Raw genomic sequence first — 11244 nt, 5'->3', positions numbered from 1 at the left:
GAGGGGGACTCCGCCACCGTAACGAGGACGGGCGCAGAGTGCCAGGCTCAGTCGAGGACCCCGCTGAGGTCGAGGCGCGCGAGTCGCTCGGGACCAGAGAGCACGTCGATCGCGACGATCTTCCTGTCGGTGACCGTGAACGCCATGACGACCTGCGCCTCGCGACGCGGGACCACGATCACGCCGGCGGCTCCGTTGACGAGGACGTGGTGCACGAACGGCAGAAGCCGACTGGTCGTGACCGCCTGCGAGGAGACCGCCGCAGCGCCGCGCCGCGCGACCCGAGCATGCGGAACGCGACGGCGCGCAGCCTCGGGTGCTGCGCCTCGAACGCGTCCTCGAGCCACCTGTCGTCTGCTCCGAGCCGGTCCTGGTCCGTCACTGGTCACTCGCTTCCGTACGAGAGGACTCGCCATGAGCACCGTGCCGACCGTCGTCGTCATCGTCGCTGCCGCGTGGACCGCCTTCTCCGGTGTCGGCGTGCTGACCCGCCGGGCATTCATCGTCGACAACCTCGCCACGGCGACGTGTCTGAGCCTCTACTTCGTCGGAGCGGTCACCGTCGTACGGGCGCACGCGTACGGGCACGTGCTGTTCCCGCTGCTCACCTCGTACCGGCTGTCGCTGCCGACTGGCTCCTCGCGACCGCGGGCTGAACGGACGAGGCGGTAGAACAGGGGAGTGACGACCTGGGACACCGAGACCGCCGGAGTCGTGGGGCTGCCGTCCGGCCGCCTCGTACGGGGTCGCGGCCTGCGGGCAGCACGCGAACCCGGTGACGAGCCGACGCTCGCCGTCCATCTCACCGGCAAGCGACCTTCCGCGCGGCCATGGGAGCAGCGCTGGATCCTGTGGCGTGACTTCTGGGTGCCGTCCGATCCTGACGAGGCGACGTCGACGCTGCGTGAGGCGTACGACCGCGCTCCGGACGCGCGCGTCGAGATCGGCTGCGGCGGCGGCATCGGTCGTACGGGGACGGCCCTCGCCGTGCTGTGCGTGCTGGACGGGATGGAGCCGGATGCCGCGGTGGCATGGATCCGGGCGCACTACCACCCTCGAGCCGTCGAGACGCCCTGGCAGCGGCGCTTCGTCCGCCGCGTCAGACGAGGCTTGCCATGAGGCCGCCGTCGAGGACGTAGCTGCTCCCGGTCACCCACGTCGCGCGATCCGACGCCAAGAAGCAGGCGACTTCGGCGATGTCCTCCGGTGTGCCGAGGCGCCCCTGCTTCGCGGCGACCAGGTCACCGAACGGCACCTGCGTCGCGCCCTCGAAGTCAGGTCGGAGCCGGTCGACCATGCTGGTGTCGGCGAATCCCGGGCACACGGCGTTGACGCGGACGCCGGAGGCGCGGAGCTCGACCGCCGCGACGCGCGTCATCTGGATCAACGCGGCCTTGGTCGCGCAGTACGACCCGAGCAACGGGCTGCCTCCGAGACCGGCGATCGAGGAGATGTTGACGATGTTGCCGCCGGACTCGATGAGGTGTGGGGTTGCCGCCTTCATCGCGACGAACGGGCCGCGGACGTTGATGGCGAAGATCTTGTCGAAGCTCTCCGTGGACTGCTCGACCAACGGGCTCGAGACTTCGATGCCGGCGTTGTTCACGAGGACGTCGAGCCCACCGAGGATCTCCACCGCTGATGCGATCGCCGCCTGGACCGCCGCTTCGTCGGAGACGTCGCAGTTCGCTGTTCCCGCTGCGCTGAGCTCGGCGCGCGTCGCCTCGGCGGCGTCGGCGTCCACGTCGCTGATGACGACCTGAGCCCCCTCGGCGATGGCGAGGGCGGCGATGGCACGCCCGATACCCCTCGCCGAGCCGGTCACGAAAATGCGCTTGCCGTCGAGCTCTGACATCGGGGCCTCCTGGGTGTGTCGGGTGTCAGGAGGCTAACGCGCGGGTTCGCGGTCGGCTGACCAGATCGCGCAGCCCAGATCAGGCAGCGCCGTCGGCCGGGGCCCTCACGGCGTCCGCACCCGCGGGTTCGGGCTCCCATCGCAGGAGGTCACCGGGCTGGCACTCGAGCACCTCGCACAGCGCCTCGAGGGTCGTGAACCGTACGGCCTTGGCGCGGCCGTTCTTGAGCACGGCAAGGTTCGCCGGGGTGATGCCGACGCGGTCGGCCAGCGCGCCCACGGACATCTTGCGCCTGGCGAGCATCACGTCGATGTCGACGACGATCGGCATCAGATCACCTCGTCGAGCTCGGACTGCAGATGCGTCGCCTCGGCGTCACGGGCCACCGCCTGAGCGAGCAGAGTCCGCAGGACCAGGACGAGCAGCGCGACGCCGGCGACCATGAGACCGACACCGCCGACGAGGAGGACGATCCCGGGTGCGACCGCTTCGCCGGGAGCGAGGACGACGCCGAGCGCGAAAGTGAGCAGCGACGCGACGGCGACCGCGCCGACGATCACGTCGACGTAGCGGAAGGACGCGGGCGAGAACACCGTGCCGCGACCCACCATCGTGAGGAGCCGCCACACGCAGACCATGACGACCTGCGTGGTGACGATCCCGAGGAGCACGACCACGACGGCGGGCACCCGTACGGCAGTCGGCGCCTCGTTCAGGTCGACCGCGAGCAGCGGCACCATGACGACCTGGACGAACAACGAGCCGAGCAGGCCGAGGACGAGCACGACGCGCAGGGCGAGAACGGTGAGCTTCCCCATGGCGCACCTCCTATCGAATGATGATCTGAATCTATCGTTAATCGATATGCCGCGACAACCCTTCGTTCCCCATGGCACGATCGGCAGGTGACTACTGCCGAGGAGCAGCGTCTGCGCGACCTCGCGCAGCTGCGCCGTGTCCGCGACCGGATCGACCGCGAGTACGCCATGCCTTTGGACGTCGAGGCGCTCGCTCGCGGCGTCAACATGTCGGCCGGTCATCTCAGCCGCCAGTTCCGAGCGGCCTACGGCGAGTCGCCGTACTCCTACCTGATGACCCGCCGGATCGAGCGGGCGATGGCGCTGCTGCGGCGCGGCGACATGAGCGTCACCGACGTCTGCTTCGAGGTCGGCTGCTCGTCCCTCGGCACCTTCAGCACGCGGTTCACCGAGCTGGTCGGCGTCCCCCCGAGCACCTATCGCGCCGAGGCTGCGAACGCGTCGGCGGAGACTGAGACCACCGACGAGATGCCGTCCTGCCACACCCGGCAGGTGACGAGGCCGATCAGGAATCGAGAAGCACGTGGGCCCGGGACGCCACTAGCGTCGTCCTCATGAACATCACCATCCACTACGCGTTCCTGCCGCACACCGACGCCGACGCCGCTCTCGACTTCTACCGCGACACGCTGGGGTTCGAGGTCCGCAACGACGTCGGCTACGAGGGGATGCGCTGGCTCACGGTCGGTCCTCCGAACCAGCCCGAGACCTCGATCGTCCTCCATCCGCCGGCCGCCGACCCCGGCATCACCGACGAGGAGCGTCGCGTGATCCTCGAGCTGATCGCCAAGGGCTCGTACGGCTCGCTCGCGCTGGCTACCGACGACCTCGACGGACTCTTCGAGAAGCTCGTGGCCAGCGGCGCCGATGTCGTGCAGGAGCCGACCGACCAGCCGTACGGGGTCCGTGACTGTGCCTTCCGCGACCCGACCGGCAACCTCCTTCGCATCAACCAGAGCTGACATGGCCGACACAGCGACGCTCGCGCTCGATCACACGACACTCGGGGTCTCCGACGTCCGTACCGCGCACGACTTCTACACGGCGGTCTTCTCGTCCGCGCCTGTTGCCGAGCTGGCGGCAGACGTGGGCGCCGAGTCGGCCGTACGGGGCGGCGCACGGATGCTCAAGCCCGCTAAGAAGGGCTTCTTCGGCGGACTCTCCACGGTCTTCGAGGCCCCGGACGGCACGATCTAGAAGGTCGCTTGCGTGTGACAGACGGTGACCGGATTGGCCCCTAGGGTGGACCGAGGACGCCGCCCCGCTGACTGCATGGAGAGACGATGACGAAGGCCACCACGGCGAGCACGGACCCGTCTGCGCACGTCGCCGACAACCACGACCTGATCCGCGTGCAGGGCGCGCGCGAGAACAACCTCAAGGACGTCAGCGTCGAGCTGCCGAAGCGTCGACTCACCGTGTTCACCGGCGTCTCCGGATCCGGCAAGAGCTCCCTCGTGTTCGCCACGATCGCCGCCGAGTCTCAGCGGATGATCAACGAGACCTACTCGGCCTTCCTCCAGGGATTCATGCCGTCGCTCGCGCGTCCCGAGGTCGACCATCTCGAGGGCCTCACCACGGCGATCATCGTCGACCAGGAGCGGATGGGGGCCAACCCTCGGTCGACCGTTGGCACTGCCACTGACGCCAACGCGATGCTGCGGATCCTCTTCAGCCGTATCGGCACTCCGCACATCGGGCCGCCGACCGCCTTCGCGTTCAACGTCCCGACCCGCACGGCGAGCGGGGTCATGAAGACGGAGAAGGGCGGCAGAGAAGAAAAGTCGGTCGTCCGCAACGCGGTCTACCAGGGCGGCATGTGTCCGCGCTGCGAAGGCATGGGCGCGATCAGCGACTTCGATCTGACGGCGCTGTACGACGACTCCAAGTCGCTCGAGGACGGCGCGTTGACCGTCCCCGGCTACAGCATGGACGGCTGGTACGGCCGGATCTTCAGCGGCGCGGGGCTCCCGATGGACAAGCCGATCGCGAGCTACACCAAGAAGGAGCTGCAGCTGCTCCTCTACGCCGAGCCGACCAAGATCAAGGTGGAGGGCACCAACCTCACGTACGAGGGACTGATCCCCAAAATCCAGAAGTCGATGCTCTCCAAGGACGTCGAGGCGATGCAGCCCCACGTGCGCCGCTTCGTCGAGCGCGCGATCACGTTCACAACCTGCCCCGACTGCGACGGCACCCGGCTCAGCAAAGAGGCGCTCTCGTCCAAGGTCAACGGCAAGAACATCGCTGAGCTCTGCCAGATGCAGATCAGTGACCTCGCCGTGTGGATGCGCTCGCTCGACGAGCCGGGCGTCGCGCCGCTCGTCGCGGGCCTGCAGCACCTGCTCGACGCGTTCGAGGACATCGGCCTGGGATACCTGAGCCTTGACCGTCCGGCCGGAACGCTGTCCGGCGGCGAGGCGCAGCGGACCAAGATGATCCGCCACCTCGGCTCGTCGCTGACCGACGTCACGTACGTCTTCGACGAGCCCACCATCGGACTGCACCCCCACGACATCGAGCGGATGAACAACCTCCTGCTCCAGCTGCGGGACAAGGGCAACACCGTCCTTGTCGTCGAGCACAAGCCGGAGACGATCGCGATCGCCGACCACGTGGTCGACCTCGGTCCGGGCGCCGGCACCGCGGGCGGCACGATCTGCTTCGAGGGCACCGTCGACGGATTGCGGGGGAGCGACACCACCACCGGGCACCACCTCGACGACCGGGCGGCGCTCAAGGAGACCGTACGGAAGTCGACCGGGGCGCTCGAGGTCCGCGGGGCGTCGACCCACAATCTCCAGGACGTCGACGTCGACGTGCCGCTGGGGCTGCTGTGCGTCGTGACCGGCGTGGCCGGCTCCGGCAAGAGCTCGCTGATCCACGGCTCGATCGCCGAGCGCGACGGCGTGGTCGTCGTTGACCAGGGCGCGATCCGCGGCTCCCGCCGCAGCAACCCGGCCACGTACACGGGCCTGCTGGAGCCGATCCGCAAGGCGTTCGCCAAGGCCAACGGTGTGAAGCCGGCACTGTTCAGCTCGAACTCCGAGGGCGCGTGCCCTGCTTGCAAGGGCGCCGGTGTGATCTTCACCGAGCTCGGGGTGATGGCGACCGTCGAGTCGACGTGCGAGGAGTGCGAGGGCCGTCGCTTCCAGGCCTCGGTTCTCGAGTACACCTTCGGCGACCGCAACATCGCCGAGGTGCTGGCGATGTCGGTGACCGAGGCCGAGAAGTTCTTCGGCGAGGGCGAAGCCCGTACGCCTGCCGCGCACAAGATCCTCGACCGACTCGTTGACGTCGGCCTCGGCTACCTCAGCCTCGGCCAGCCGCTCACGACGTTGTCGGGCGGCGAGCGCCAGCGGCTCAAGCTGGCGACGCAGATGGCCGAGAAGGGTGACGTGTACGTCCTCGACGAGCCGACCACCGGCCTCCACCTCGCCGACGTCGAACAGCTTCTCGGTCTGCTCGACCGCCTCGTCGAGTCGGGCAAGTCGGTCATCGTCATCGAGCACCACCAGGCGGTCATGGCGCACGCCGACTGGATCATCGATCTCGGTCCCGGCGCCGGGCACGACGGCGGCAAGGTCGTCTTTGAAGGCACGCCAGCCGACCTTGTCGCCGCCCGCGCGACGCTGACGGGGGAGCACCTCGCGGAGTACGTCGCCGTATGACGCTGCGACGGGGGCGCCGTCAGACGTTCGCCGACGAGTTGAAGGGTCGAAGCGCGCTACCGCAGGCGGGCCGAAAGCACCGGATGTTCACGCAGTTCGGCATCTACGTCTGCGAACCGCGGCGCGGTCAAGAGTTTTGCCCGCCCGCGTGACGACCACCCGCAGGCTTCAGGCGGTCTCCCACACGAAGCCGTCGGGGTCGGTGAACGTGCCCGCGTCGTTCACGAGGGCGATCCGGTGCGATCCGCTGCCGTCGACGGGCACTCCGGCGTCCTTCGCCAACGCCTTGCGGCCGTACAACCCGAGCTTGACGTGGCCCTCCGGCGCCTTGAACTCGACGTACTTCTTCCCGAAGCTCCGCTCCACGGCGAGGCCGTGGTCGACGTAGAACTGCTTGGTGGCGGCGACGTCGGTGGCACCGATCAGAAGGACGACCTCGTCGATCTCGCGTACCGGACGCCCCTTCTCCTTCTTGGACGGTGACGCAGCTTTCCAGATGGCCCCGTCCGGTGCCTGCACGACACCGCCGTACCCCCACATGCTCTTGGCGGCCGGTCTCAGCACCGTGGCCCCGGCCGCGAGCGCGGAGTCGAGGTAGCTGTCAACCGACGACGGCTGGGGGAGGACGAGCGACAGCGTGTAGGCGCGGAAGCCACTGGTCGGGTCGTCGCCGTCGCGGACCGACAGCAGCTCGCCGAGACCGAACGCGGCGTCGTAGAAGGCGCGGCCGGCCGCGGGGTCGGACGCCTCGAGCGTGAGAGATGCGATCGATGTCATGAGGTGCTCCTTCAGCGGATGTCTCGTCCGGACGGACGATGACGATGTCTTCACGCTAGGAGGGGAGCGAGGTTCGGTGCTTCTCGATTCGTGACCGGTTGGGGGAGCCGCTCACGGAAGAGTCAGCCGGACGCCTGCTTCCTCAGCTGTGTACGCGTCGCGGAGCGCGTTCGTCCGTACGAGATCGGCCTCTGCTCGCGCGCGGTCGGTGAAGTCGACCCGTGCCGTCCAACGACGCGCGAACGACAGCGCAGCAATCAGGCCGGGGTAGTTCTCGTTGTGGGTCGCGCCCTTCAGCGCCGACAGATAGTTCAGCCGGTAGACGGTCGGGATGACGATGCGGACCTCTCCGGCTCCGGCCAGCTCGGCGTTCATCATGACGCGGGCGACGCGCCCGTTGCCGTCGGCGAACGGGTGCACCTCGCTCACGACGAACATCAGGTAGGCCGCACGGGCGAACGGGCTGATCAGCCGTGCGCCGATGTCGAATCCCTCTTTCAACGTGCCCTCGACGAGCTCGGGTGCGACGAAGTAGGTCTCACCTGCACGGTTCGCCCGCTTCTTGAAAGTGCCGGGTGCCATCGTCGGCCGACCGGCCATGAGGATCGCGTGCCGGCGCCGCAGCAGGTCGAGGAGCTCGTCCGCGGTCGACGGCCGCTGGCGCATGACCTCGTCGGAGGACGTCAGCTCGTATGTCCCGAGGATGTCGTGGGCGTCCTCCGGGCGCTGCTCGGGGACGACGTCGTCGAAGACGATCTCCGCCGCCTCGTCCAAGGTGAATTCGGTGCCCTCGATGTAGTTGGAGAAGTAGGCCTCGTAGAACGGCAGCAGCGTGCGCCGCGTGGCGTCGTCCGGGAGCGCGGGCACGCTGTCCGGCGCCAGCGTGTCGAGATAGTCTGCGAGCCGGGTGAACACGTCTGCGCGGCGGCGGTCGTACGGCTGGCCCTTGGCGCGCGCGACGAGCTGCGGTGTCTGCAGGATGTCGGTCGGACGCGTGTTCATCGCCGCCCCGACGAGCTTGTCGAGGAGGTCGAGCTCGTGCTGCCGCCCGAGGAAGGGCGCGAGGGCGCGCGCGTCGTCGCGGAGCTTGTTGATGGCCTCCTCGCCCCGCCCGGCGAGGATCTCGTCGATCCACAGCTCGACCTCGGCTCGGGTGAGCGTCCTCGCTACGCGATCCTTCGCCGGTCGGGTCGGGACGAGGTTGTCGAGGATGCCGCGAGCGGGCCCGGCGAGCCACACCTCGCCGGGGAGCGCGAAGTCGCCCGGCATCGCCGACGGCCCCTGTCGCGGGACGACGGTGACACCCGCCAGCTTCAGCTCCGTACGACGGGGGTGGACGACGAAGAGGAATCCGTCGGTCGGCAGCCCGTTCGTACGGGCGGACCGGTCGGCGATCACGGCCCCCGGGAAGCGCTTGGCGACGATGGTCCAGAGATGCTCGCGGACGAGCTGCTCAGTGGTCTTGTCGACGTCGGGGGAGTAGATCCCCGTGCCCAGCTGGACGAGACGCCCCGCCTTGTGGGCGCGCGAGATCTTGTCCTTGTCGCTGTCGGCCGAGAAGACCACCGAGGGAAAATCGGTCGCCATGACTACTCCTCACGATTGGCCTGCGGGATGCAGGTTTCCTCGCAGCGTACCGCTCGCGTGCGACAAAATCTGATTCCAGGACAGCGAAAGACAGATTTCATCGCGGTTTATGCGACTTTTCTCGTATCCCAGACGGGCGGTCAGCGAGCCGTGAGAGAGGCGATCAGGTCGCGTACGCGTCGTTCGATGTCGTCCCGGATGCCGCGGACGACATCGAGTGGCTGGCTGGCCGGGTCGTCGAGGTTCCAGTCCTCGTACCGCTTGCCGGGATAGATCGGGCAGGTGTCGCCGCACCCCATCGTGATGACGACGTCGGCGCGAAGGACGTCGTCGGGGGAGAGGAGTGACGGCTGGTGGGCGGTGATGTCGATGCCTTCCTCACGCATGGCCTCGACCGCTACGGGATTGAGCTGGTCGGCAGGCTCGGAACCCGCGGACAGGACCTGGACGGCGTCCCCGGCGAGATGCTGGAGGAAGCCCGAGGCCATCTGGGAGCGTCCGGCGTTGTGGACACAGACGAAGAGGACGATCGGCGGCGCGGTCATCTGACCATCTCCTGCGGGTCGGTACGGGGACGGAGGGCGAGTGCGGCATAGACGAGGGCAACCAGGACGGGCACCTCGATCAGCGGACCCACGACGCCTGCCAGCGCCTGGCCCGAGGTGGCTCCCCACGCGCCGATCGCGACGGCGATGGCGAGCTCGAAGTTGTTGCCGGCAGCGGTGAACGCGACGGTGACGGTCCGCGCATAGCCGAGCCGTGCCACTCGTGCGGCGACCCAGGCGATCGCGAACATCGCCACGAAGTACGCCAGCAGGGGCAAGGCGATGCGCGCGACGGCCCACGGGTTGCGGGTGATGGTGTCGCCCTGCAGCGCGAAGAGCATGATGATCGTGAAGAGCAGACCCCACAGCGCGAGAGGGCTGATCCGGGGGAGGAAGGTGTCCTCGTACCAGACTCGGCCCTTGAGACGCTCGCCGAGCAGCCGGCTGCCGAAGCCCGCCGCGAGCGGTACGCCGAGGAAGACGACGACACTGAGCGCGATCGCGGCGAGGCTGAACTCGGCTGTCGTGGTCTCGAGCCCGAGCCAACCAGGCAGGGTCTGGAGATAGAACCACCCGAGTCCGGCGAAGGCGACGAGCTGGAAGACGCTGTTGACCGCGACGAGGACGGCGGCGGCTTCGCGGTCGCCGCACGCGAGGTCGTTCCAGATCAGCACCATCGCGATGCAGCGCGCGAGTCCGACGACGATCAGGCCTGTCCGGTACTCGGGGAGGTCTGGCAGCAGGAGCCAGGCGAGCGCGAACATCAGCGCCGGCCCGACGAGCCAGTTGAGGACCAGCGAGAGCGTGAGGAGGCGCCGGTCGGCCAGCACCGTACGGGTCTGGTCGTACCGGACCTTGGCCAGCACCGGATACATCATCACCAGGAGGCCGAGGGCGATCGGGGCACTGACCGAGCCGACCTCGAGCCCCGCGAGCGCGTCGTCGAATCCGGGGACGAGGCGGCCGAGCAACAGGCCTGCGAGCATCGCTGCGCCGATCCAGAGCGGGAGCCAGCGATCGGTGGCCGACAGTCGCCCGGCCGCGGGGACCGGGCGACTGTCGAGAGTGCCGCTCTGGGTCATGCGCTCGGCTTCACGGCCCGGATGATCGCGCTGTGCATCCCGGCTGCCGCCTCGTGGGTGAACTCGACCTCGGCGTCGACGAAGCCCGCCGCCGCCAGCCCGTCGAGATACTCCGTACGGGACAGGGCGCCGGCGATGCAGCCCACGTACGAGCCACGCTCAGCACGGTCGGCCGACGTGAGGTGGTCCTCGGCGACCACGTCGGAGATGCCGATGCGACCGCCCGGCGCCAGGACGCGGAACATCTCGGAGAGCACCTTCGGCTTGTCGACCGACAGGTTGATCACGCAGTTGGAGATCACGACGTCGACTGCAGAGTCGGGAAGGGGAACGTCCTCGATCGTGCCCTTGAGGAACTCGACGTTCTGCGCCTCGGCCTTTTCGGCGTTCGCGCGGGCGAGGTCCAGCATCTCGTCGGTCATGTCGACGCCGTACGCGAACCCTGTCGGCCCGACACGGCGAGCGGAGAGCAGCACGTCGATCCCGCCGCCCGAGCCGAGGTCAAGAACCTTCTCGCCCGGGTTGAGCGCGGCGACCATCAGCGGGTTGCCGCATCCCAGGCTTGCGGCCAGCGCCTCGGCGGGAAGAGCTGCGGCCTCGTCGGCGGAGTAGAGCCCGGCTCCGAAAGCGTTGTCGACCTCGGCAGCGGGACCTCCGCAGCACGAGCCCGTGGCAGAGTCCGTGGGAGACGCAGCGGGGGAGCAGCACGAGTCCGCCTCCGTCGCCTCGAGGATGAGCGTGTTGCTCGCGCCCGCACGGACCTTGACCGCGGCCTCGGCGTAGCGCCGGCGAACCTCGTCGACCAGCGCGTCGTCGGTAGCACCCATGGGAAACCCTCCAAGTGATTGATGAACGTCGATACATAGACGATTACCGATCTATCGATCAATGTCAATACGTGTGGCAGA

At 68.4% G+C, this 11244-nt stretch carries 15 protein-coding genes; 6 read left to right on the top strand and 9 right to left on the bottom strand.

Annotated features, from left to right (window positions below):
• Positions 1–47: 47 nt before the first annotated feature.
• Complete coding sequence (locus HCT63_RS07120; RefSeq protein WP_167002695.1) at positions 48–347, bottom strand: hypothetical protein; 300 nt, start codon at positions 345–347, stop codon at positions 48–50.
• A gap of 67 nt (positions 348–414) precedes the next feature.
• Here HCT63_RS07120 and HCT63_RS07115 point away from each other — a divergent pair, with 67 nt between their 5' ends.
• Both HCT63_RS07115 and HCT63_RS07110 read left to right on the top strand, forming a co-directional pair.
• Positions 415–672, top strand: coding sequence for a hypothetical protein (locus HCT63_RS07115; RefSeq protein WP_167002693.1), 258 nt, complete (start codon positions 415–417; stop codon positions 670–672).
• A gap of 9 nt (positions 673–681) precedes the next feature.
• Complete coding sequence (locus HCT63_RS07110; RefSeq protein ID WP_167002691.1) at positions 682–1119, top strand: protein-tyrosine phosphatase family protein; 438 nt, start codon at positions 682–684, stop codon at positions 1117–1119.
• Here the strand turns inward: HCT63_RS07110 and HCT63_RS07105 are convergent.
• From HCT63_RS07105 to HCT63_RS07095, 3 genes are all read right to left on the bottom strand, one after another.
• Positions 1100–1855 (bottom strand): SDR family oxidoreductase, encoded by a 756-nt coding sequence (locus HCT63_RS07105; RefSeq protein WP_167002689.1) that lies wholly within the window; start codon positions 1853–1855, stop codon positions 1100–1102. The two genes, HCT63_RS07110 and HCT63_RS07105, sit on opposite strands and share 20 nt — an antisense overlap.
• A 79-nt stretch (positions 1856–1934) precedes the next feature.
• On the bottom strand, positions 1935–2186 hold the full coding sequence (locus HCT63_RS07100) for a helix-turn-helix transcriptional regulator (RefSeq protein WP_167002687.1): 252 nt from the start codon (positions 2184–2186) through the stop codon (positions 1935–1937).
• Positions 2186–2674, bottom strand: a complete 489-nt coding sequence (locus HCT63_RS07095) for a DUF2975 domain-containing protein (RefSeq protein WP_167002685.1) — start codon at positions 2672–2674, stop codon at positions 2186–2188. Before HCT63_RS07095 ends, HCT63_RS07100 begins: the two co-directional genes overlap by 1 nt.
• 87 nt (positions 2675–2761) lie before the next feature.
• Here HCT63_RS07095 and HCT63_RS07090 point away from each other — a divergent pair, with 87 nt between their 5' ends.
• From HCT63_RS07090 to HCT63_RS07075, 4 genes are all read left to right on the top strand, one after another.
• A complete protein-coding gene (locus tag HCT63_RS07090; RefSeq protein ID WP_167002683.1) occupies positions 2762–3232 on the top strand; it encodes a helix-turn-helix transcriptional regulator in 471 nt (156 codons plus the stop codon).
• A complete protein-coding gene (locus HCT63_RS07085) occupies positions 3229–3636 on the top strand; it encodes a VOC family protein (protein WP_167002681.1) in 408 nt (135 codons plus the stop codon). Before HCT63_RS07090 ends, HCT63_RS07085 begins: the two co-directional genes overlap by 4 nt.
• Position 3637: 1 nt before the next feature.
• On the top strand, positions 3638–3871 hold the full coding sequence (locus HCT63_RS07080; RefSeq protein ID WP_167002679.1) for a hypothetical protein: 234 nt from the start codon (positions 3638–3640) through the stop codon (positions 3869–3871).
• A gap of 86 nt (positions 3872–3957) precedes the next feature.
• Positions 3958–6345, top strand: a complete 2388-nt coding sequence (locus tag HCT63_RS07075; RefSeq protein WP_167002677.1) for an excinuclease ABC subunit UvrA — start codon at positions 3958–3960, stop codon at positions 6343–6345.
• 168 nt (positions 6346–6513) lie between these two features.
• On the opposite strand, the gene HCT63_RS07070 is transcribed toward HCT63_RS07075, so the two are convergent.
• The 5 genes from HCT63_RS07070 to arsM form a co-directional block, all read right to left on the bottom strand.
• Positions 6514–7122: a glyoxalase gene (locus tag HCT63_RS07070; protein ID WP_167002675.1), complete on the bottom strand. Its 609-nt coding sequence runs from the start codon at positions 7120–7122 to the stop codon at positions 6514–6516.
• 111 nt (positions 7123–7233) lie between these two features.
• Positions 7234–8709 carry a Fic family protein gene (locus HCT63_RS07065; RefSeq protein WP_167002673.1) on the bottom strand — a complete coding sequence of 492 codons (1476 nt, stop codon included), beginning with the start codon at positions 8707–8709 and terminating at the stop codon, positions 7234–7236.
• A 140-nt stretch (positions 8710–8849) separates the two neighbouring features.
• On the bottom strand, positions 8850–9254 hold the full coding sequence (locus HCT63_RS07060; protein WP_167002671.1) for an arsenate reductase ArsC: 405 nt from the start codon (positions 9252–9254) through the stop codon (positions 8850–8852).
• Complete coding sequence (arsB, locus tag HCT63_RS07055; protein ID WP_167002669.1) at positions 9251–10336, bottom strand: ACR3 family arsenite efflux transporter; 1086 nt, start codon at positions 10334–10336, stop codon at positions 9251–9253. Before arsB ends, HCT63_RS07060 begins: the two co-directional genes overlap by 4 nt.
• Complete coding sequence (gene arsM, locus HCT63_RS07050) at positions 10333–11163, bottom strand: arsenite methyltransferase (protein WP_167002667.1); 831 nt, start codon at positions 11161–11163, stop codon at positions 10333–10335. The genes arsB and arsM overlap by 4 nt, the downstream gene beginning before the upstream one ends.
• Between the last annotated feature and the right edge of the window lie 81 nt (positions 11164–11244).

It is taken from the genome of Mumia sp. ZJ430 (assembly GCF_011751845.1).
Classification (GTDB): domain Bacteria; phylum Actinomycetota; class Actinomycetes; order Propionibacteriales; family Nocardioidaceae; genus Mumia.
Note: the sequence above shows the minus strand (reverse complement) of the source record. Positions and strands in the feature narration are given on the sequence as shown.